This window comes from Microbacterium tumbae, assembly GCF_054780175.1.
On sequence record NZ_BAAGWV010000001.1, the window covers coordinates 945,439 to 966,999 of the forward strand.

The window sequence follows — 21,561 nt, forward strand, 5'->3', positions numbered from 1 at the left end:
GGTCGTTGAGCGACTCTTCGTCTCGCTGCGCTCGCTCTGTGCGGGTCTCCGTGATCAGTGACGCGCTCAGATGTCCAGGAAGCGGACGTCCTTCGCGTTGCGCTGGATGAACGTCCGTCGCGACTCGACGTCCTCGCCCATCAGCACGCTGAAGATCTCGTCGGCCGCCGCGGCGTCGTCGATGGTCACCTGGCGGAGCGTGCGGGTGGTGTGGTCCATCGTCGTCTCCCACAGCTCCTTGGCGTTCATCTCGCCGAGGCCCTTGTAGCGCTGGATGCCCTCCTTGGGGATGCGCTTGCCGTTGTCGACGCCGTGCTTGAGCAGCGCATCGCGCTCCTCGTCGGAGTAGACGTACTCGTGCGGGGAGTTCGACCACTTCAGGCGATACAGCGGCGGCATCGCCAGGTAGACGAAGCCGGCCTCGATGAGCCCGCGCATGTAGCGGAACAGCAGGGTCAGCAGCAGGGTCGTGATGTGCTGGCCGTCGACGTCGGCATCCGCCATCAGGACGATCTTGTGGTACCGGGCCTTGTCGATGTCGAAGTCCTCGCCGATGCCCGTCCCGAAGGCCTGGATCATCGCCTGGACCTCGCGGTTCGCCAAGGCCTTGTCCAGGCGCGCCCGCTCCACGTTCAGGATCTTTCCGCGCAGCGCCAGGATCGCCTGGGTGTGCGGATCGCGCCCCTGGACCGCCGAACCGCCGGCCGAGTCGCCCTCGACGAGGAAGATCTCGCTGATCGACGGATCCTTGCTCGTGCAGTCCTTGAGCTTGTCCGGCATCGCGGCCGACTCGAACACGCTCTTGCGTCGCGCGGTCTCGCGTGCCTTGCGGGCGGCGAGACGCGCCGTCGCCGCGTCGATCGCCTTGCGGATGACGTTCTTCGCCTGCGCGGGGTTGCGGTCGAACCAGTCGCCGAGCTGATCGCCGACGACCTTCTGGACGAAGGCCTTCGCCTCGGTGTTGCCGAGCTTCGTCTTCGTCTGGCCCTCGAACTGCGGCTCGGAGAGCTTCACGGAGATCACCGCGGTCAGTCCCTCGCGGACGTCGTCGCCGGAGAGGTTGTCGTCCTTCTCCTTGAGGAGGTTGTTCGCGCGGGCGTACTTGTTCACGAGGGTCGTCAGCGCAGCGCGGAACCCCTCCTCGTGCGTGCCGCCCTCGTGCGTGTTGATGACGTTGGCGTACGTGAAGACGTTCTCGGTATAGGAGGTCGTCCACTGCATGGCGATCTCGACGGAGATCTTGCGCACGGTGTCCTCCGCGGCGAAGTCGATGACCTCCTCGTTGACGACCTCGGCATGGCGCACCTTGTTCAGGTACTCGACGTAGTCGACGAGGCCGCGCTCGTAGTGGAAGTCGTCGCTGCGCTGCTTCGCGACGGTCGTCCCCTCCTCCTCGACCTCGTACTCCGAGGACGGCCGCTCGTCGACGAGCTTGATGCGCAGCCCCTTGTTCAGGAACGCCATCTGCTGGAAGCGCGTGCGCAGGGTGTCGTAGTCGAACTCGACGGTCTCCTGGAAGATCTCGGCGTCCGGCCAGAACGTGATCGTCGTGCCGGTCTCGCTGGTCGCCTCGCCCTTCTCGAGCTGCTGCTGCGGCACGCCGCCGTCGGCGAAGCTGTGCCGCCAGACGAAGCCCTTCTGCCTGACCTCCACCTCGAAGCGGGTGGAGAGCGCGTTCACGACCGAGGAGCCGACGCCGTGCAGCCCGCCGGAGACCGCATAGGCGCCGCCGCCGAACTTCCCGCCGGCGTGCAGGATGGTGAGGACGACCTCGACGGTCGACTTGGCCGGATCCGAGGAGTGCGGGTCGACCGGGATGCCCCGGCCGTTGTCCACGACGCGGACGCCGCCGTCCTCCAGCAGCGTCACGAGGATCGTGTCGGCGTAGCCCGCCATCGCCTCGTCGACCGAGTTGTCCACGATCTCCTGCACGAGGTGGTGCAGGCCGCGCGGCCCGGTCGAGCCGATGTACATGCCGGGTCTCTTGCGGACGGCCTCAAGCCCTTCGAGGATCTGGATGGAGTCGGCGCCGTACTCGACGTCCGCTCCTACTGCCCCCGAGCGCACCTGAGGGTCGGGGGTGCCCCCGGTGGTCGATTCCGTCTCGTCAGCGGGGGATTCAGGCGTCATCAGAGGGCATTCTCCACATCGATCTTGTGGATGCCAGTCTAGCCTGCCCGGAGGGCTTTCCTACCGCTGAAAGGCCGTGTATGGCCCTCAAATCGATCCGGATGCCTCAGATGATGCCCTACCCGTAGGTATCGCGCGGGCCCCGCCCTGGGACGGCTCTCGGCCCCCATTTCCAGGAGGGGACGTCCGGGCCGATGAAACGGAGGTTGTCCACGCCCGCGGCCGGATACCGACGGCCGATCTCGGTCAGGATGGTCCCGCGCATGTACTGGAGGTTCTTCGCCCACGCGGTCGAATCGCACTTCACCGTCAGCATCCCGCTCTCCAGGGACACGGGATCCGAGTGCTTCGCCGTGTCGGCGCCGGCGAGCTCCGCCCACTGCCTGACCAGGTCCTCGCGGGCCATGGTGGACTCCCACCCGGCCTCCTTCGTGAGGACGTCGAGCACCGCGCCGAGGGAGCCGGGATCGCGGCCGGGGGAGAACGGCGCGTTCTCGTCGTCGTCGGCGACGCGGCGCTTGCGCCTCCAGTTCTTGTTGCTGGGCTTCAGTCCGCGCAGGCGGAGATAGGTCGCGATCGTCTCGGGCACGTCGGACGCCGCATGGGTGATGTGCTCGGTCACCGATCGCTCCCCTCTTCCCGCTCATCGCTGATGGTACCCGCGTCGATCCGCACGACGTGCCGGTGCAGGACATCGGGGATGTCCTCCTCGACCGCCGCCGTGACGAGGACCTGCTCGTAGCCGCTGGTCAGCGAGGCGAGCCGTCGGCGTCGCTCCGCGTCGAGCTCCGCGAAGACGTCGTCGAGGATCAGGACGGGGTCGCCGGCCGGGGACTCGGCGCGCAGCAGCTCCGCCGACGCAAGCCGCAGCGCGAGGGCCACCGACCACGATTCGCCGTGCGAGGCGTAGCCCTTCACCGGCAGGCCTCGCACCCGCATGAGCAGATCGTCGCGATGCGGGCCGACGAGCGTGAGGCCGCGATCGAGCTCCTGCGTGCGCTTCGCGAGCAGCGTCGCCCTGAAGAGCTCCGCGGTCTCGCCCCGGGCATCGGACGCCGCCGCCTCACCCTCCTCCGGGTCTCCGCCGCGGACGGAGAGCGCCCATTCCAGCTCCGGACGGTGGTCGGCGCCGGCGATCGCCGCGTACGCCTCCGCGAGCGGAGGATGCAGATCGGCCGCCAGTCTCTGACGGGCGACGATGATCTCGCTGCCCAGCGCGATCAGCTTGTCGTCCCAGACGTCGAGGGTCGTCAGGGCCTCGCCGCGGATGCCGCGCGCCCTGGCGGACTTCAGCAGCGCGGTGCGCTGCTTGAGCACCCGGTCGTAGTCGCCGAGCACCGCTGCCATGCGCGGCGCGCGCTGGATGAGCAGCTGATCGGCGAAACGACGCCGGGACGAGGGATCGCCCCGGACGATCTGGAGATCCTCCGGGGCGAAGAGGACGACATGGGCGTAGCGGGGGAGCTCGCCGGTCTTCACCGGGGATCCGTTGATCCGCGCCTTGTTCGATCCCGTGCGGTTCAGCTGCACTTCGACGAGGACCCGGCGCTCGCCGACGCCGAGCCTGGCGCAGACGACCGCGAACTCGCAGCCGTCGCGCACCATCGGGGCGTCGGAGGAGACCCGGTGCGATCCGAGCGTCGCCAGGAAGACGATCGCCTCGGCGAGGTTCGTCTTTCCCTGGCCGTTGCGGCCGACGAGGACGTTGGGACCGGGGTGCAGGGTGAGATCGGCTGTCGCGTAGTTGCGGAAGTCGACCAGGTTCAGGTGCTCCACGATCACGATGCTCAGCCTAGCCGCGGGGTGCGACAGCCGACGTCCCCGCCGAAGCCGACGGATCGCCTCTTCTCATGCGGCGGAGGTTGCGGCAGTGGTCCGAACGCGGTATCCGATCAGCGCAGCAGGAGGTTGGGCTGGAGCAGGTACTTGAAGGAGTCGCTGCCGGCCTGGTCGACCGAGGTCTGACTGGTGACGAGGATCGGGCTGAGCTTGTTCGCGTTGTCGCTCGAGGTGAACGTCACCCGGACGAACTCGCTCTTGACCGCGCCCAGCGCCTCGATCAGGTACTGCGGGTTGAGTCCGAGCGTGACCTCGTCCCCGCCGGCGAGATGGGCGTCGACGGATTCGGATGCCCGTGCCTGCTCGCTGCCGGAGGCGTCCATCGTCACGTTGTCCGCGGAGAAGGTGAAGCGCAGCGGCGCCGCACGGTCCAGCACGAGGGACACGCGGCGGACCGCCTCGATGAGGTCGGCGGTGTTGACCACCGCGTAGTGATCGGTCTGCTCGGGGAACAGCCGGCGGACCGGAGGGAAGTTGCCCTTGATGAGAAGGGAGGTGACTGTCTTGTTCCCCGCGGTGAAGGCGATGATCTCGCGATCTCCCTCCCCGGAGAACGCCACCTCGATGTTCCCGGCGTGCGCGAAGGTCTTCCCGACCTCCTGCAGCGTGCGGGCCGGAACCAGAGCGGTCCCCTCGCCGGCCTCGCCGTCCCAGGGGACGTCTCGGAGCGACACGCGGTAGCGGTCGGTGGCTACGAGGCTGAGGCTGTGGCCGGAGACCTCCAGCTGCACACCTGTGAGGACGGGCGTGACATCGTCACGGGACGCCGCGAACCCGACCTGCGCGATCGCCGTCCCGAAGTCCTCAGCGGGGACGACGCCCGAGGATCCCGTCACCTCCGGGATCGAGGGGTATTCCTCGACCGGCATCGCCGCCAGGGTGAAGCGTGCGGAGCCGCAGGTCACGGCGATCCCGCCGTCCTCGCCGACGGCGATTTCGATGGGAGCGTTGGGCAGACGGCTGGCGATGTCGGAGAGCAGCCGGCCGTGGACGAGGATCGTTCCCGGTGTGTCCACCGTGGCATCGATCGTGGTGCGCGCCGAAGCCTCGTAGTCGAAGGCGGAGAGCGTCAGCCCGCCGTCGCCGGCCTCGATGAGCACGCCGGCCAGGATCGGCTGCGGATTGCGCTGCGGCAGGAGCTTGACGACGAAGGACACAGCCTCGCTGAAGACATCGCGGTTGACCTGGAACCTCACGGGCGCTCCCTCGTCGTGATGACAGAAACCTGATCCGGGTGTGGGCCCACGTCAGGGCTTCCCATCGTAGCCCCAGAGTGCGGCCGCTCTGTAAGCCCGGGTTTCCACACCACGAGGTGATCGGATCGCCCTCTCTCAGAATTAACTCCTTAACGGTGTTAACAGCTGTGGATACTGTGGATAAGTCGGTGGATAGCAGTCGAGAGTAGGAAACTACACGGCTGTGAGATGTGGAATCGCTGAGGAATCCGCGGGTTTCGGCGTTCTCGAGGATGGTTCATGCCTCCCGAGTTATCCACAGGATGCCGTCCGGGGAATCGATTCGTCCCGTTAACTTCGGGATTCATCCACAAGTTATCCACATGTGCAAACGGCCATATTCGATGCCGTGCGGGTGCGTCAAGTCAGCCGTTCGGGGGACATCCGTTCGGTGGCGGGTCGGCGGCGAGCGCGTGGCGGCGGTGCCGCGGAGGATGATGCCGGGCGCGCGCTCAGCGGCGGCCGAGCTGGGTGGTGATCTCGGTCACCTGGTTGTAGATCGAACGGCGCTCCTTCATGAGCTCGCTGATCTTCTTGTACGCGTACATGACGGTGGTGTGGTCGCGGTTTCCGAACAGCTGGCCGATCTTCGGCAGGGACAGGTTCGTCCGCTCGCGGCACAGGTACATGGCGATCTGCCGTGCCGTCGCGATCTGCTGCGACCGGCTCGAGCCGTACAGGTCGTCGACGGTGAGCTTGAAGTAGCCGGCGGTCGCGGTGATGATGTCGGTCGGCGAGATGATGTTGTCCTCGGCCGTGTCGACGATGTCGCGGAGCACGGTCTGGGCCAGGGCGATGTCCAGCGAGGAGCGGTTCAGGCTCGCGAAGGCGGAGACCCTGATGAGAGCGCCCTCGAGCTCGCGGATGTTCGAAGAGACGACCGTCGCGATGTACTCGAGCACCTCGTCGGGGATGTGCAGCGACTCGCTCTGCGCCTTCTTGCGGAGGATCGCGATGCGCGTCTCGAGATCGGGAGCCTGCACGTCGGTGATGAGACCCCATTCGAAGCGACTGCGCATCCTGTCCTCGAATCCGGTCAGATGCTTGGGCGCGACGTCGCTGGTGATCACGACCTGCTTGTTGTGATCGTGCAGGGTGTTGAACGTGTGGAAGAACGCCTCCTGGGTCTCCGCACGTCCCTGCAGGAACTGGATGTCGTCGATGAGGAGGATGTCGACGTCGCGATAGCGCGCCTGGAAGGCGGAACCGCGGTTGTTGGCGATCGAGTTGATGAAGTCGTTGGTGAACTCCTCGCTCGAGACGTATCGCACTTTCACCCCGGAGTAGAGGGACTGCGCGTAGTCGCCGATGGCGTGCAGGAGGTGGGTCTTGCCGAGACCGGAGTCGCCGTAGATGAACAGCGGGTTGTAGGCCTTGGCCGGGGCTTCGGCCACTGCGACCGCTGCGGCGTGGGCGAATCGGTTGGACTGGCCGATGACGAAGTTGTCGAAGGTGTACTTCGGGTTCAGGCGCGATTCGTGCCGGACGGCCGTGGGCTGCTCGATCGGCGAGTCGGGTCGGGGCGAGTCGACGCGGCCGAAATCCGGAACCGCGATCGGAGCGGTGGGCTGGTCGGCGAGCTCGTGGTTCACGACGACCCGGAAGGAGGTCACCTCGTCGCCCACGCTGCCGAGCGCCTCCATCATGGGCACGCGGAGGCGCTTGTTGATCTGGGCCGCGGTGAGGTCGTTAGGGACGTCGAGGTAGAGCGTCGCGCCCATCACTCCGGCCGGGACGGCGAGGGAGAGGAACCCGTGCAGCTGCGGGGTGACGCGATCGTCGTCGGCCAGGGCTTCCAGGACCTCGTTCCAGACCGGGACGTCGGGGTGGGCGGGAGAGGACATGGCGCTCCGGTCAGGGAAGGGCGGAGAGTCGCCGATCGCCGGACCCCCCTGTGGATAACTTCGTGTGCCACGGTAGTCATCGCGGCACGGAAGGGCAACCTGCGCCCGGAAAATCAACGGGCGTGTTGCATCGGCGGAGTTCGTCCCGCTTGTGGATAATGGCTGTGCGGATCGGTCGGGCATCACCGTGCGGAGATCCGGCGATTTGCCCTGCGCGCGGGTCTGACGTACCCTAAATCGGTTGACTTATGCCCATTCGGGCAGTATCCATTTGTCTCCGGTTGAACGCATCCGGTGACAGTCGTCCCCGGAGTGAACTCATGAGCAAGCGCACCTTCCAGCCCAACAACCGTCGCCGCGCCAAGAAGCACGGCTTCCGCGCCCGCATGCGCACCCGCGCCGGCCGTGCCATCCTCTCGGCTCGCCGCGCGAAGGGCCGCACCGAGCTCTCCGCGTAACGCGCTGTGCTCGCCCGTCCGCATCGACTCACCCGCGGCAGCGACTACCGGCTGGTGGTCCGACGCGGTGCCCGGTGCGGCGGCTCTCGGCTCGTCGTCTCCATGCTGAAGACGGCTGAGACGGAGCGAGCGGCCCGATTCGGGTTCATCATCAGCAAGCAGGTGGGTACCGCAGTGATCCGCAACACCGTGCGACGTCGGCTCAAGGCGGTGTGCGCCGAGCTGATCGCCGAGGTTCCTCAGGGCACGGATGTCGTCATCCGTGCCCTTCCTGCATCCGCGACGGCGTCCTTCGCGGATCTGCACGCGGACGTCACCCGCTGCATCGGACGCCTGCATCGAACGGTGGCGTCGTGAGCGCCCTGCCGTCCTACGCCTCCGGCACCGCGCATCTGCACGCGGAGGACGCCCTCCGCGCCCTCCCGCTCATTCCCCGCAATCTGGTCCTCGGCTTCCTGACCGCGTACCGCGCGGTGATCTCGCCGCTGTACGGGGACGTCTGTGCGTACTATCCGTCCTGTTCCGCCTACGCTGTAGGTGCGGTCCAGCAGCACGGCGCCGTCAAGGGGAGTCTGCTCTCCGCATGGCGCATCCTGAGATGCAATCCCTGGACGGCAGGCGGCGTCGACGACGTCCGCCCCCACGACCATTTCCGATACGACTTGACCGCCCGAGGTTTCGTCGTCCCCGTACGAAAGGACTGATCAGTGGGCCTGGACCTTCTGCTCGCCTCTGCGACACCGACCCCCGATGCGTCGGCCGGCGGCTTCGACCTGCTCAGCACCATCCTGTGGCCGCTGAAGTGGGCGGTCGAGCTCATCCTCGTCGCCTGGCACTGGCTGTTCACCGCCGTCGGCCTGGGCGAAGCGTCAGGGATCACCTGGATCCTCTCGATCGTCGGCCTCGTCATCGTCGTCCGCGGAGCGGTCTTCCCGCTGTTCGTCCGACAGATCAAGAGCCAGCGGAAGATGATGGAAATCGCTCCTGAACTGCGTAAAGTTCAGGAGCGGTACCGAGGCAAGAAGGACCAGCTCTCTCGCGAGGCGATGAGTCGCGAGACGATGGCGCTGTACAAGAAGCACGGCACGACGCCGATGTCGAGCTGTCTCCCGCTGCTCGTGCAGATGCCCATCTTCTTCGCCCTGTTCAGCGTGCTCAACGATGTCACGAAGCACGCCGCCGCCGGCATCGGCGGCGTCGGCCTGCTCAGCGCGGACCTGACCAAGCAGTTCTACGATGCGACGATCTTCGGCACCGTGTCGCTGCACGGCACCCTGGGCAACGCGGTGGAGACCCAGAACGTCACGGCGATCGTCCTGCTCGTGATCCTGGTCGTCCTCATGATCGGCTCGCAGTTCTTCACGCAGCTGCAGATCATCTCGAAGAACCTCTCGCCCGAGGCCAAGACCGGCCAGGCGTACCAGATGCAGCGGATCATGCTCTACGTGCTGCCGCTGGGCTTCATCTTCTCCGGCGTCTTCTTCCCGCTCGGCGTCGTCGTGTACTGGTTCATCTCCAACCTGTGGACGATGGCGCAGCAGTTCCTCGTCATCCGTGAGATGCCGACCCCGGGCTCCGAGGCGGCCAAGGCGCGTGAGGAGCGTTTGGCGCGCAAGGGCAAGGCGATCGATTCGTCCGGAAAGGTCGTCTCCCTCGCCACCTACGAGGCGGAGCAGCAGCGCCTTCTCGAGGAGGCGGAGCGCGTCAAGGCGGAGGCGCCGAAGCGTCAGCAGCCGGTGGGCAAGAGGCGCGCGAAGAAGAAGGGCGGCAACTGATGAGCATGGAGAACGTGACCGAGCGCACCGAGCCCTCTGACGCGGAGCTCGAGACCGAGGGCGACATCGCGGCGGACTTCATCGAGGAGCTGCTCGACATCGCCGACATCGACGGCGACCTGACGCTCGACGTGCGCCAAGGGCGTGCCTACGTCTCGGTCGAAGCTGAAGGGGATGGCCTGTCCCTGCTCTCGGCGCCCGACACGGTGCAGGCTCTGCAGGAGCTCACCCGCCTCGCGGTGCAGAGCAAGTCGGGCTCCTTCTCGCGCCTGATCCTCGACATCGGCGGATCGCGCGATGCGCGACGTCGTCAGCTGGAGCGGTTGGTGGATGCCGCCGTCGTGAAGCTGGACGAGGGGTCATCGCAGGCATCGCTCCCCTCGATGTCCAGCTACGAGCGCAAGCTCGTCCATGACATCGTCTCGGAGCGCGGGCTCGTCTCGGAGTCGTACGGCGACGGGGCCGACCGGCATACCGTGATTCGCCGCCGCTGAATGTTTCACGTGAAACATCGCGGATGATGAGCGTGATCGAGACGGAGCCCGATGCTGCGGCGACGCTCTTCGGCGGCCGCCTCCACCTCGCCAGGGAGTTCACGTCGGCTCTGGCGCAGCAGGGGGAGGAGCGCGGGCTCATCGGTCCGCTGGAACTTCCTCGACTCTGGACTCGGCATATTCTCAACTCGGCTATCGCAGCGCCGCTGTTCCATGGCTCGGCGGCGGACGTCGGCTCTGGCGCGGGCCTGCCCGGTCTCGTCATCGCCATCGCGCGTCCGGACGTGCAGCTGACGCTCATCGAGCCGATGGAGCGTCGCGTGGCGTGGCTCACCGAGCAGGTCGCGGAACTGGGGCTCGAGAATGTCGAGGTGCTCCGCGCGCGTTCGGAGGAGGTCGCCCGCCCTGCGTCCTTCGACGTCGTCACCGCTCGCGCTGTGAGCGCGCTGCGTACGCTCGTGCCCATGACCGCGCCGCTGGCGCGCGACGGCGGAGAGCTCGTCCTGCTGAAGGGCAGGAACGCGCCCGTGGAGATCGCGGCGGCGGAGAAGCAGGTCAGGAAGTTCCGTCTGAGCGATGTGCGCGTGGAGGTTCTCGGGGAGGGGATCATCCCGGAGGAGACGCGTGTCGTCCGGGCACGGGTGAGGGCGTCGTCGGCGCAGGTCTGACAGGGGCGATGCGGATCCGCGGTCCCGGGGTCGGTGTCACCGGCGCGACATGGGTGTACGGGCGTCCTGTGGGAGAACGTCCGCTTCGGGCGCGGGCCGTCGCCGGCTTCACCTCACCTGAACTCGAAGTGCTTGCGTCGATGTGCGACTGAGGCGGACGGCGTTCTGACACTGCATCGCGCGTCTGGAGATCCGCTCGTGGCCGGGGCTCGCGACAGGAGGCGTTTCACGTGAAACATCGATTGTGGTCACTGGGCACGTGCCGGGTGGACGTGGCAGGGTTTCGGAGCCGTCGGACATGGGCACCGTCGTCATCGCCCTGTGCCTCCGGCTCCGTTTCACGTGAAACGGAGCCGATCTGTAGACGACCGACCGAGCCTCCCGTCATCAGCCTTTGAGGCCGATGTTTCACGTGAAACGCTTCGTCCTCGGAGTCGGCGACACCGCAGTCACGGCGCGGTGCTCCCGGCATCCCTTCCATGACGTCGCGTCCGTCTCGTCGCGTCCGTCACCGTCGGCTTCGCTCCTGAGTGTCCGCGAACCGCCGGGTTCCCGTCGTCGTGCTCGTCGTGGCCAGTGATCGGTCCACCTCGCCGTCCTGGTCGGGAGGAGTGGTGGGGAACGGGAAGGCGGGCGGGAAGTTCCCGGAGGTCCTCGGGGAAGGGATGCGCAGTGACGAAGGCCACGCCGCGGGCGAGGATCCCCGCCGCCCGGATCACAACGGAAGAGACGAGATCGAGGCGCGAGCGGTGGACGTCCCCGACCTCGATTAGAGTGGAACGCGGCCCCGAAAGGAGTGGATGTTTCACGTGAAACAATCCGAACAGGCATCACCGAGCCACGGCTTCGGGACAGACACCCCCCTGGCACGCGAGCTCGCTGATCTCAGCGCACGGCGCCGCGCTCTGGAGTCGGTGCATCTCCGTTTCGACACCGCGAAGACACGTGTCCTCACGATCTCCAATCAGAAGGGCGGTGTGGGCAAGACCACCACGGCGGTGAACATCGCATCCGCTCTGGCAGGTCTGGGGGCGAAGGTCCTCGTCATCGACCTCGACCCGCAGGGAAACGCATCGACGGCTCTGGGAGTGCCCCACAGCGCGGAGGTCCCCAGCGTCTACGACGTGCTCATCGATGACTTCCCGCTCGCGGACATCATCCAGCAGAGCCCGGAATCGGAGAACCTGCTCTGCGCTCCGAGCACGATCCATCTGGCCGGCGCTGAGATCGAGCTCGTCGCACAGGTGGCCCGCGAGCATCGGCTCGGACGGGCGTTGGAGGCGTATCTCGCCGATCACCCGCTGGACTTCGTCATCATCGACTGTCCGCCCTCGCTCGGGCTTCTGACGATCAACGCCTTCACCGCGGCATCCGAGGTCTTCATCCCGATCCAGTGCGAGTACTACGCGCTCGAGGGCCTGAGTCAGCTGCTCGGCAGTATCCAGATGATCCAGAAGCACCTCAACCCGAAGCTGCATCTGTCCACGATCCTCCTGACGATGTACGACGGCCGGACGCGCCTCGCGCAGCAGGTCGCGGACGAGGTCCGCAACCACTTCCCGGAGCAGGTGCTTCAGACCGTCATCCCGCGTTCGGTCCGGGTGTCGGAGGCGCCGAGCTTCGGACAGACCGTGATCGGCTATGACGGCGCCTCGGCCGGCGCGATCGCCTACCGCGAGGCGGCCGTCGAGATCGCGCAGCGGACGGCCGCGCAGAGCAGCACCCAGAGCAAGGAGAACTGATGGCCAAGCGAACCGGACTCGGTCGGGGGATCGGCGCCCTCATTCCCACGACGGATCAGACAGAGCGTCCCGTCGACGTCTTCTTCCCCGGGGCGAAGATCACGTCGCCATCGACGGAGCAGGACGCCGCACCCGAACTCGCCGCGATCCCCGGTGTCCGCCTGATCCAGGTGGATCCGAACGCGATCGTGCCGAATCCGCGTCAGCCGCGCACGCACTTCGATCCGGAGGATCTCGCGGAGCTGGTGCACAGCGTCCGCGAGTTCGGCGTCCTCCAGCCCGTCGTCGTCCGCCTCAACGTCGAGGGCTCCTACGAGCTGATCATGGGGGAGCGGCGCACCCGTGCGGCGCGTGAGGCCGGCCTGGAGACGATCCCCGCCGTCGTCCGCGAGACGACCGACGAAGACCTGCTCCGGGATGCTCTGCTGGAGAACCTGCACCGATCCGAGCTGAACCCGCTGGAGGAGGCGTCCGCCTATCAGCAGCTGCTGGAGGACTTCGGCATCACGCAGGAGGAGCTCGCAACCCGCATCGGGCGTTCGCGGCCGCGGATCAGCAACACGATCCGCCTGCTCAAACTGCCGATCCCCGTGCAGCAGCGCGTCGCCGCCGGTGTGCTGTCCGCCGGGCACGCCCGCGCGCTGCTCAGCCTCGAGGACCCCGAGGCGATGCAGAAGCTCGCCGACAAGATCGTCAATGAGGATCTCTCCGTCCGCGCCGCGGAGGAAGCAGCGAAGAACGCTTCGGCGGGGACGGCGGGAAAGACCTCCAGGCCGCAGCCCGGCGCGCGCCGGGCCTATCTGGACGAGGTGGGAGCGAAGCTCGGCGATCGTCTCAACACGCGCGTGAAGATCAATCTGAGTGCCCGAAAAGGCCAGGTCGTCATCGATTTCGCCTCCATCCAGGATCTCAACCGCATCCTGGCTGAGATCGGCGAGGAGGGCTACGCCTCGTAAATCGCGCAAGGGCTCTCCCGTGCCGGCATCCCGCACCGTAGACTCGCCCGGAGAGCGGGGGAGCATCCATGTCGGAGGACAGGTCAGCACGGCCGGCCGGGCGCATCAGCGGCAGGGTCATCGGGATCAGCATCGCGGCGGCGCTCGGAGGATTCCTCTTCGGCTTCGACACGGCGGTGATCAACGGCGCGGTCGACGCTCTGGCCGGCGCCTTCGACCTGGGTGCGGCGCTGAAGGGCTTCGCCGTCTCCTCGGCCCTGCTCGGCTGTGCCGTCGGCGCCTGGTTCGCCGGGTCGCTCGCGAACAGGTGGGGACGCATCCCCGTGATGGTGATCGCCGCGATTCTGTTCCTGGTCTCCTCCATCGGCTCCGGGCTCGCGTTCAGCGTCGTCGACCTCATCGTCTGGCGCGTCATCGGCGGATTCGGTGTGGGCGCGGCCTCCGTCATCGCGCCGGCGTACATCGCCGAGGTGTCTCCGGCCCGCATCCGCGGCCGTCTCGGATCCCTGCAGCAGCTCGCCATCGTCCTTGGCATCTTCGCCGCGCTGGTCTCGAACGCCGCGCTGGCAAACACCGCCGGCAGCGCGGCCGCGCCGCTGTGGTGGGGGATCGACGCGTGGCGATGGATGTTCATGGCCGAGGCGATCCCCGCGATCGTCTACGGCGTCATGGCGCTCCGGCTTCCCGAGTCGCCGCGCTTCCTCGTCGCGAGGGGAGACCTCGACAAGGCATCCCAGGTCCTCTACGACTTCAGCGGCGAGACGGACGTCAACCTCAAGATCGAGGAGATCCGCTCCACTCTGAACACCGAGCGGAAGGAGTCGCTCAAGGATCTGCGGGGCAGCCGACTCGGACTGAAGCCGGTGGTGTGGGTCGGCATCCTGCTCAGCGTCTTCCAGCAGTTCGTCGGGATCAACGTGATCTTCTACTACTCGACAACGCTCTGGCTGTCGGTGGGCTTCGACGAGTCGAGCGCGCTGTTCACCTCGGTGATCACCTCGATCACGAACATCGCGGTCACGATCGTCGCGATCCTGCTCGTCGACAAGGTGGGCCGCCGTCCGATGCTGTTGACCGGATCCGTCGGCATGGCGGTGACCCTGGGTCTCATGGCCGTGGCGTTCTCGTTCGGGACCCTCGAGGACGGCAGCGTCGTCCTCCCGCAGCCGTGGTCGCTCATCGCCCTGATCTGCGCCAACGGCTTCGTGGTGTTCTTCGGGGCGACCTGGGGGCCGCTGGTGTGGGTGCTGCTGGGGGAGATGTTCCCCAACTCGATCCGTGCCGGCGCGCTGGCGGTCGCCGCCGCGGCGCAGTGGATCGCGAACTTCTTCATCTCCACGACCTTCCCCGCGTTCGCGGAGATCGGCCTCACTTTCGCCTACGGCTTCTATGCGTTCTTCGCCCTCCTGTCGTTCTTTTTCGTCCTCTTCCAGGTGCCGGAGACGAAGGGCAGGGAGCTGGAGTCCATGACGGATACGGTGGACGTCGTGCGCCGGGGACGTCCGAAGCGCGCGTAGGCTTGACGGGTGACCGAAGCCATCCCCCGCAGAGCGAGCCTGGAGGTCCTGCGCGCCGAAGCGGCGGACGAGCTCGCCGTGCTGGTTCAGGAGCGGCTGCTGGGCGGTGAGGATCCCTGGGACTTCATGGAGGAGCTGCCGAGCGTCGACGAGCTCGTCGTCTACCTGCTCCGCGCGGACAACATCGCCGCCAACGACGGCGTCCGTCCCAATGCCGCGCGGCACTACCGCGTCATGCGGCAGATCGCGCTGGAGTACCCCGAGCTCACGCCCGCCGTCTGGGGGCTGCTCGACGAGTCGCAGCGCTACCGGCTATGGGACCCCCGGGTGGCCGACGCGTCCTGATCGCGCACCGCACGGTGAGGGTGAGGTCGCATCATGCGATCGAGTGCGTGAACTGCGTGCGAGACGCGCCCGCCGCGGGCGAGGATCGCGTGCGGGCGGCGGGCCGCGAAGAGGATCGTCGCGGCGTCCGAAGCCGCGCGCATGCGTGAGGTCTCCGCTCACGTCCTTCCCCTCGATCGAGGAGAGGGTCCATGCTCAGAATGAACATGATTTTCGTAAATCGTTTGGAAGTGGTAAAAAGGTGACATAGGCACGGCGGGCGGGTCGATGGGCCGCCGCGGACGCGTGTTCATGACCACGAGGGAGTTCGCCATGACGTCACGGATTCGCATCGGAGCGGAGCGCGCGGCCGCAGAGCCGGAGCTGATCACGGGAAGCCGTGTCGGACTCCTCACCAACTTCACCGGCACGATGCCGGATCTCTCGCGCAACATCGACGCCCTGATGAGCGCCGGCGTCCGCCTGCATCACCTCTTCGGACCCGAGCACGGCCTCGACGGAGCGGTCCAGGCCGGCGAGAGCACCTCGATCGCGCGGGACGAGCGCTCAGGTCTGCCGTTCAGCGACACCTACCTCGTCGAGGGCCAGAAGCTCGATGAGATGATCATCGCCTCGGGCGTCGATGCGCTGGCCTTCGACATGCAGGACATCGGCGTCCGCTTCTACACGTACATCTGGACGATGTACGACGCCATGCGCAGCGCCGCGCGGCTGGGGCTGCCGTTCACCGTGCTGGATCGGCCGAACCCGCTCGGGGGAGCCGTCCTGGCCGGGCCCGGCGTCTCGGCAGAGCGATTCACGAGCTTCGTGGGGCGCAGCGACATCCACCAGCGCCATGGGCTGACCGCGGGAGAGCTCGCCGGGCTCTTCGCCGCGCGGGATCTCGCCGCCGATGGCCTGAGCATCGATCTGCGCGTCGTCGAGCTCACGGGCTGGAGTGCGACCGAGGACTGGACGGCGACCGGCCTGCCCTGGGTGCCGCCGTCGCCGAACATCCCCACCCTGGACTCCGTCTATGCGTTCTGCGGCACCGGACTCGTCGAGGGGACCACCCTCAGCGAGGGGCGCGGCACCACCCGCCCGTTCGAGACGATCGGCGCGCCGTTCCTGTCCGCCGATCTCGCCGCCGATCTCAGGGCGCGGGACCTGCCGGGCGTGCTCTTCCGGGACATCGCCTTCCAGCCGACCTTCCACAAGCACGTAGGGCGGACCGCACGCGGCATCCAGCTCCACATCATCGATCACCGGGCCTACGACGCCGTCGGCACGGCGCTGGCGATCCTCGATGCTGCGCGATCCGTCGCCCCCGAGAGCGTGCGCAGTCTCGACGCCGGTGAGCGGCTGGACCCCGGCGACACCGGCTACGCCCTGGACCGGCTCTGGGGCTCGACCTCTCTGCGCGATGCTCTCGATGGCCGAGGACGCTTCGGGGCTCTCCCGCACGCAGCGCGCCCGGTCGCCGACGTCTACGGCGACGACATCCTGCTCTACACGCGCTGAAAACTATTTCCGCAGTGTTAAAGGTGTTCAAAACTTATTGACATATCTGCGACGGTGAATGTACTTTCGATCCATCGCCCGAACGGCCCGACCCCTCTCCAGGAGACATCAATGGACAGCCTCATCAGGACCTTCCGCGCGGGCGACGGCCCCGAGATCGCACGCGCCTGGACGGAAGCGGCGCCCGCAGACGGCATCAGCTACGACCGCTTCCGCGACCTGATCCTGCTCGACCGCAACTTCGACGCCGATGGCCTTCTCCTCGCCGAGTCCGAGGGCCGCATCCTCGGCGCCGTCTACGCCGTCCGTCGACGGATCGCGGCGGATGCCGATGACCTCGAGCCCGCGTCCGGGTGGATCCCCTTCTTCTTCGTCGTGCCGTCCGCCCGTCGTGCCGGCATCGCCACCGCCCTCATGACGGCGGCCAAGGCCTGGCTGCACGGGCACGGCGTGGAGACCGTGTACTTCTCCTCGTACACCCCGAACTACTTCCTCCCCGGCCTCGACGCCGACCGCTATCCCGAAGCCGACGCGTTCCTGCGATCCATGGGCTTCCAGACCCAGTACACATCGGTGGCGATGGACCGGACCCTCAACGACTACGCGATGCCGGACGACGTGCGCGACCGCATCGCCCGGATGCGGTCCGAGGGCTGGACGTTCTCGAACCCGACCGGCGACGACCTCGTCGACCTCATCGAGATCGCCGACACGTTCAACGCCGACTGGTCCCGAGGCATCCGCGAGGGCGTCCTCGGCGGGCAGTCCCTCGAGCGGATCATGGTGTGCCGCAGCCCGGAGGGGGCGATGCTCGGCTGGGCGATGCACGGCACCTACGAGAACGTGCTGGAGCGCTTCGGCCCCTTCGGAGTCCTGCCGGAGAGCCGCGGCACCGGGCTCGGGAAGATCCTGCTGCACCTCACCCTCGAGCGGATGCGGGCGCTCGGCGCCCACAGCGCGTGGTTCCTCTGGACCGAGGAGACTTCGGCCGCCGGGCACCTCTACCTCAGCACCGGGTTCGAGATCACTCGCACCTTCACGATCCTGCACGCCCCCACCGCCGCTTGACGCGGAACCACCCGAGAGGAATCACATGAAGTCTGCAGCACAGAGTCGTCACCGGCGCGTGATGGCCGCCGCCGCTCTCGCCGGCGCGGCATCCCTGGCCCTGGCCGGATGCACCACGGGCGCGGAAGGCGGCGGAGACGACGGCGTCGTCGAGCTCACATTCCTCAGCCACTACGGCAGCGACCCGTTCAAGACCGGCATCGGCGAGCTCATCGATCAGTGGAACGAGGAGAATCCCGACATCCAGGTCACGTCCCAGGCCGTCAACTTCGACGAGCTGCTCACCACGCTCAACGTGCGCCAGACCGGTGGCCGCGGCGCGGATATCGTGAGCTCCTACTCGCTCTGGGGCGGCCAGCTGCAGGCCAATGGCGTGCTCTCCGCTCCGCCCGAGGACGTCGCCGCCGACATCACAGACAACTACAGCCCTGCCGCCCTCGCCTCGGTCACGACAGGCGACGGCCAGATCCTCGGCTATCCCACCGAGTTCAACACCTATGCGCTGTTCTACAACAAGCAGATCCTCGCGGATGCCGGCTACGACGCGCCTCCGGCCACCTGGGACGAGCTCGTGGAGATCGCCGACGCCACCACCGAGAAGGACGGCTCCGGCAACACGATCGTGCAGGGCCTGTCGCTGATCCAGGACGGCGACAACCACACCGTGCATCCGTTCCTCTCGCTGCTCGACTCCGCCGACGGGGAGTTCCTCGCCTCGGACGGCACTTCGGCGATGGACGACAGCGCCGAAGAGGTCATGCAGCTCGAAGCGGACCTCGCCGAGACGGGAGCCACGTCGACCTCGATCATGCCGACGAAGGCCTTCCCGACCGGCGGCGTGGCCATGGCCGTGCAGGCCGGCTGGTGGATCGGCAGCCTCAAGGCATCGATGGGCGACGACTACGCCGATGTCGGCGTCGCCCCGATCCCCGGGCCCGAAGCGGGCGACGTGGGCTCGCTCGCGTACAGCTTCTTCACGGGAGTGAACTCCGGCAGTCAGCATCAGGAGGAGGCCTGGGAGTTCCTCAGCTGGCTGAACTCGCACGAGAACGCGGACGGCGTGACGGCGCTCGGCGACTTCCTCGCCACCCAGGGCCTCATTCCGCCGCGCACCGCCGACGCGGAGATCCTCGGGCCGAAGTACCTCGCCGAGGAGCCCAACCTGGAGGCCATCTACGCGGCGGCGGACTATGCGATGGCCGAGTCGAACGCCTCGAACGCCTACGAGGCCAAGACGTCGACGAACACCGCGCTCAACGACATCATCGTCAACGGCGCCGATGTGAAGGACACCTTCGACAAGCTCGTGAAGGAGATCGACGCCCAGTAGCCGGACCGGAGGGCGGGGACATCCGAGTCCCCGCCCTCCGCACACACCACACGGAGGGGCCGATGGCCAACCCCACACTCATGACGGCGGCTCAGGAGGCCGCCGGGGAGACGATCGCCGTGACGACGGTCGGGACCAAGGCGAATCCGCGCTCGCGACGCTTCCGCCGCGAAGCCAGAGCCGGCTACCTGTTCCTGGCGCCTTCCCTGCTGTTCTTCACCGTCTTCCTCATCCTCCCCACGTTCTTCGCGATCTTCCTGTCGCTGTCGACCTGGGGCGGATTCGACCTCACGAGGATCGAGTTCACCGGCTTCCAGAACTACGCCGAGATCCTGCGGCTGGACAGCACCTTCGTCCAGCCGATCCTGGTCAACACGTTCCTGTTCGCGATCATCGCCGTGGTGCTCGCCGTCGGGGGCTCCGTCGTCGTGGCGCAGCTCATCGAGCGTCTGCGGTTCCAGGGCTTCTGGCGCTTCCTCTACTTCCTCCCCGTCGTCGCCACGGTCGTCGCGATCGGCAACGTGTGGAAGATGCTCTATCAGCCGGCCGGACTCATCAACGCGGTCCTCAACGCCGTCGGCGTGAACTCGATCGGCTTCCTCTCCGATCCCACCCTCGCCCTGCCCTCCGTGGCGGTCGTGCAGGCGTGGGCGTCGATCGGCGCCGCGGTGCTCATCCTCACCGCCGGCATCAAGGGCATCGACAAGACGATGTACGAGGCGGCCGAGATCGACGGGGCGAACTCCTGGCGCACGTTCTGGAGCATCACGCTGCCTCTGCTGCGTCCCTCGCTGGTGTTCGTCTTCATCACGCAGTGCATCGCCGGACTGCAGTCGTTCGCGCTCATCATCGTGATGACCAAGGACGGCGGACCCGCGAACGCCACCAATGTCGCGGCCTTCGAGATGTACCAGCAGGCGTTCAAGTTCGGCGCGTGGGGAACGGCCAGCGCGATGGCGATGGTGCTGTTCCTGATCATCTTCATCATCACGCTGCTCCAGCTCTGGATCAGCCGTCGCAGCGGAGGAGACGACTGATGGGCTTCCGACAGCGCAAGCGTCACCCGTTCCCCTGGATCTCCTACCTCGTCGTCGCGATCGGCGGCGTCATGATGGTGGTGCCGTTCTTCGACACCGTGTTCAGCTCGCTCAAGGGACCGGGCGAGTACGGGATCTTCCCGTACCGCTTCTTCCCCGACACGTGGACGTGGGACAACTACGCCGCCGCGTTCGAGCAGCTCCAGCTCGGCCAGCTGTTCCTCAACAGCACGGTCGTGACGCTCGTGGTCACGGCATCCGTCCTCATCACCTCCGCGATGGCCGGCTACGCCCTGGCGAAGCTGCGCTTCCGCGGACGGGACGTCATCTTCCGGTTCGTGCTCGCGACGATGATGCTGCCGCCGTTCCTGCTGCTCATCCCGGACTTCCTGATCATGCTGAACTGGCCGCTCGTCGGAGGGAACAACATCCTCGGCCAGGGCGGTTTCGGCGGGATGACGAACAACATCGTCTCGCTCATGCTGCCGTTCCTGGTGAGCGGTTTCGGCATCTTCCTGATGCGCCAGTTCATGGTCGGAGTGCCGGACGAGATGCTGGAGGCCGCCCGCATCGACGGCGCCGGCGAATGGCGTCTGTTCTTCAACATCGTGCTGCCGCAGGCGACGCCCGTGGCCATCACCCTCGGCGTGATCACGTTCGTCGGCCAGTGGAACGAGTACATCTGGTCGTCGTTGATCGCCTCCGCCAACCCCGACCTGATGACGCTGCCCGTCGGGATCCAGATGCTGCAGAGCTTCATCGACCCGAACCGGACCATGCCGATCGTGATGGCCGGCATCGTGATCAGCACCCTGCCCGTGCTGCTGATCTTCCTCTTCCTGCAGAAGTACTACGTCCGCGGCGTCATGCTCAGCGGCATGAAGTGACCTCGGCCCCCCACGAAACGGAGTGATGACAATGAGCAGGACCGTACTCGCCATCGGCGGGCACATCGGCGACATGGACCTCACCGCGGGCCCGACGCTCGCGAAGATGGTGCAGGAGGGAGATCGCGCGATCATCCTCGCGTGCACCTATGGCGAGCGGGGGCACCCCACCGTCAGCCCGGACGACTACCGGAAGCAGAAGGTCGCCGAGGGCGAGGCGTTCGCCGCCGCGATCGGCGCCGAGTTCCGCGTGCTGGACTACTCGGACGGATTCCTGCCCGATGACGACTCCGCCGCGGAGCAGATCGCCGACATCATCCGGCAGGAGAAGCCCGAGATCCTCATCACGCACTGGACGAAGAGCATCCATCGCGATCATGCGCGCGCGGCCGTCCTCGCCGAGCGCGCCCGCTTCCTCGCGTCGCTGCCCGTGGACAGCCCCCACGGCAGGCACGGCATCTCGCAGTTCCTGCATGCCGACAACTGGGAGGATGCGGAGGGCTTCACCCCGGACGTCTACGTCGAGATCCCGGATGCCGCCTACGAGACGTGGCGCGCGGCGATCCAGGGGCAGGCATTCGCGCGCGGCGAGACGTACGGCTTCCGGTACATCGACTACTACAGCGCCAACATGCTCGCGAAGGGATGCCTCGCCGGCACGACGCGTGCGTGCGGGTTCCGTCGCGGCGAGAAGGGCGCGGAGCTCGCGGGACCGTGAGTCGCACCGCGTCGTCCT

Annotated in this window: 22 protein-coding genes; 17 read left to right on the forward strand and 5 right to left on the reverse strand. The window is 67.1% G+C overall.

From position 1 onward, the window contains the following. Positions 1 to 66 precede the first annotated feature (66 nt). The 5 genes from gyrB to dnaA form a co-directional block, all read right to left on the reverse strand. Positions 67 to 2,130, reverse strand: coding sequence for a DNA topoisomerase (ATP-hydrolyzing) subunit B (gyrB, locus tag ACYVGQ_RS04350; RefSeq protein WP_460783305.1), 2,064 nt, complete (start codon positions 2,128 to 2,130; stop codon positions 67 to 69). Positions 2,131 to 2,248: 118 nt separating this feature from the next. Next, the gene (locus ACYVGQ_RS04355) at positions 2,249 to 2,752 is read right to left on the reverse strand and encodes a DciA family protein (protein ID WP_460783306.1); all 504 of its coding nucleotides are present in this window, start codon (positions 2,750 to 2,752) and stop codon (positions 2,249 to 2,251) included. After that, positions 2,749 to 3,912 (reverse strand): DNA replication/repair protein RecF, encoded by a 1,164-nt coding sequence (recF, locus tag ACYVGQ_RS04360; protein WP_460783307.1) that lies wholly within the window; start codon positions 3,910 to 3,912, stop codon positions 2,749 to 2,751. The genes ACYVGQ_RS04355 and recF overlap by 4 nt, the downstream gene beginning before the upstream one ends. 110 nt (positions 3,913 to 4,022) lie before the next feature. Further along, positions 4,023 to 5,165 (reverse strand): DNA polymerase III subunit beta, encoded by a 1,143-nt coding sequence (gene dnaN / locus ACYVGQ_RS04365; RefSeq protein ID WP_460783308.1) that lies wholly within the window; start codon positions 5,163 to 5,165, stop codon positions 4,023 to 4,025. Positions 5,166 to 5,656: 491 nt separating this feature from the next. Then, complete coding sequence (gene dnaA / locus ACYVGQ_RS04370; RefSeq protein WP_460783309.1) at positions 5,657 to 7,231, reverse strand: chromosomal replication initiator protein DnaA; 1,575 nt, start codon at positions 7,229 to 7,231, stop codon at positions 5,657 to 5,659. Positions 7,232 to 7,368: 137 nt separating this feature from the next. On the opposite strand from dnaA, the gene rpmH reads away from it, so the two are divergent. The 17 genes from rpmH (at position 7,369) to ACYVGQ_RS04455 (ending at position 21,543) form a co-directional block, all read left to right on the forward strand. After that, on the forward strand, positions 7,369 to 7,506 hold the full coding sequence (gene rpmH / locus ACYVGQ_RS04375) for a 50S ribosomal protein L34 (RefSeq protein WP_022879826.1): 138 nt from the start codon (positions 7,369 to 7,371) through the stop codon (positions 7,504 to 7,506). A gap of 54 nt (positions 7,507 to 7,560) precedes the next feature. Continuing rightward, entirely contained in the window at positions 7,561 to 7,863 is a 303-nt protein-coding gene (gene rnpA, locus ACYVGQ_RS04380; RefSeq protein WP_460783920.1) for a ribonuclease P protein component, read from the forward strand. Continuing rightward, positions 7,860 to 8,210, forward strand: a complete 351-nt coding sequence (gene yidD, locus ACYVGQ_RS04385; RefSeq protein WP_460783311.1) for a membrane protein insertion efficiency factor YidD — start codon at positions 7,860 to 7,862, stop codon at positions 8,208 to 8,210. The genes rnpA and yidD overlap by 4 nt, the downstream gene beginning before the upstream one ends. Before the next feature lie 9 nt (positions 8,211 to 8,219). Further along, positions 8,220 to 9,281 carry a membrane protein insertase YidC gene (gene yidC, locus ACYVGQ_RS04390; protein ID WP_460783921.1) on the forward strand — a complete coding sequence of 354 codons (1,062 nt, stop codon included), beginning with the start codon at positions 8,220 to 8,222 and terminating at the stop codon, positions 9,279 to 9,281. Beyond that, positions 9,281 to 9,775 (forward strand): Jag family protein, encoded by a 495-nt coding sequence (locus ACYVGQ_RS04395; RefSeq protein WP_460783312.1) that lies wholly within the window; start codon positions 9,281 to 9,283, stop codon positions 9,773 to 9,775. The genes yidC and ACYVGQ_RS04395 overlap by 1 nt, the downstream gene beginning before the upstream one ends. 26 nt (positions 9,776 to 9,801) lie before the next feature. Further along, entirely contained in the window at positions 9,802 to 10,443 is a 642-nt protein-coding gene (gene rsmG / locus ACYVGQ_RS04400) for a 16S rRNA (guanine(527)-N(7))-methyltransferase RsmG (RefSeq protein ID WP_460783922.1), read from the forward strand. 530 nt (positions 10,444 to 10,973) lie between these two features. Further along, entirely contained in the window at positions 10,974 to 11,216 is a 243-nt protein-coding gene (locus tag ACYVGQ_RS04405; RefSeq protein WP_460783313.1) for a hypothetical protein, read from the forward strand. A 27-nt stretch (positions 11,217 to 11,243) separates the two neighbouring features. After that, on the forward strand, positions 11,244 to 12,185 hold the full coding sequence (locus tag ACYVGQ_RS04410; RefSeq protein ID WP_460783315.1) for a ParA family protein: 942 nt from the start codon (positions 11,244 to 11,246) through the stop codon (positions 12,183 to 12,185). Next, positions 12,185 to 13,141: a ParB/RepB/Spo0J family partition protein gene (locus ACYVGQ_RS04415; RefSeq protein WP_460783316.1), complete on the forward strand. Its 957-nt coding sequence runs from the start codon at positions 12,185 to 12,187 to the stop codon at positions 13,139 to 13,141. Before ACYVGQ_RS04410 ends, ACYVGQ_RS04415 begins: the two co-directional genes overlap by 1 nt. A gap of 68 nt (positions 13,142 to 13,209) precedes the next feature. Next, on the forward strand, positions 13,210 to 14,658 hold the full coding sequence (locus tag ACYVGQ_RS04420) for a sugar porter family MFS transporter (RefSeq protein ID WP_460783317.1): 1,449 nt from the start codon (positions 13,210 to 13,212) through the stop codon (positions 14,656 to 14,658). Between the two features lie 9 nt (positions 14,659 to 14,667). Next, positions 14,668 to 15,003, forward strand: a complete 336-nt coding sequence (locus ACYVGQ_RS04425) for a tryptophan synthase subunit alpha (protein WP_460783318.1) — start codon at positions 14,668 to 14,670, stop codon at positions 15,001 to 15,003. A gap of 312 nt (positions 15,004 to 15,315) precedes the next feature. Next, positions 15,316 to 16,503: an exo-beta-N-acetylmuramidase NamZ family protein gene (locus ACYVGQ_RS04430; protein WP_460783319.1), complete on the forward strand. Its 1,188-nt coding sequence runs from the start codon at positions 15,316 to 15,318 to the stop codon at positions 16,501 to 16,503. A 111-nt stretch (positions 16,504 to 16,614) separates the two neighbouring features. Next, positions 16,615 to 17,571 carry a GNAT family N-acetyltransferase gene (locus tag ACYVGQ_RS04435; RefSeq protein WP_460783320.1) on the forward strand — a complete coding sequence of 319 codons (957 nt, stop codon included), beginning with the start codon at positions 16,615 to 16,617 and terminating at the stop codon, positions 17,569 to 17,571. A 25-nt stretch (positions 17,572 to 17,596) separates the two neighbouring features. Beyond that, positions 17,597 to 18,901, forward strand: coding sequence for an extracellular solute-binding protein (locus ACYVGQ_RS04440; RefSeq protein ID WP_460783321.1), 1,305 nt, complete (start codon positions 17,597 to 17,599; stop codon positions 18,899 to 18,901). Positions 18,902 to 18,963: 62 nt separating this feature from the next. Further along, positions 18,964 to 19,938, forward strand: a complete 975-nt coding sequence (locus tag ACYVGQ_RS04445) for a carbohydrate ABC transporter permease (RefSeq protein ID WP_460783322.1) — start codon at positions 18,964 to 18,966, stop codon at positions 19,936 to 19,938. Continuing rightward, a complete protein-coding gene (locus ACYVGQ_RS04450; RefSeq protein WP_460783323.1) occupies positions 19,938 to 20,825 on the forward strand; it encodes a carbohydrate ABC transporter permease in 888 nt (295 codons plus the stop codon). Before ACYVGQ_RS04445 ends, ACYVGQ_RS04450 begins: the two co-directional genes overlap by 1 nt. Positions 20,826 to 20,856: 31 nt before the next feature. Further along, the gene (locus ACYVGQ_RS04455) at positions 20,857 to 21,543 is read left to right on the forward strand and encodes a PIG-L deacetylase family protein (RefSeq protein WP_460783324.1); all 687 of its coding nucleotides are present in this window, start codon (positions 20,857 to 20,859) and stop codon (positions 21,541 to 21,543) included. Positions 21,544 to 21,561 lie beyond the last annotated feature (18 nt).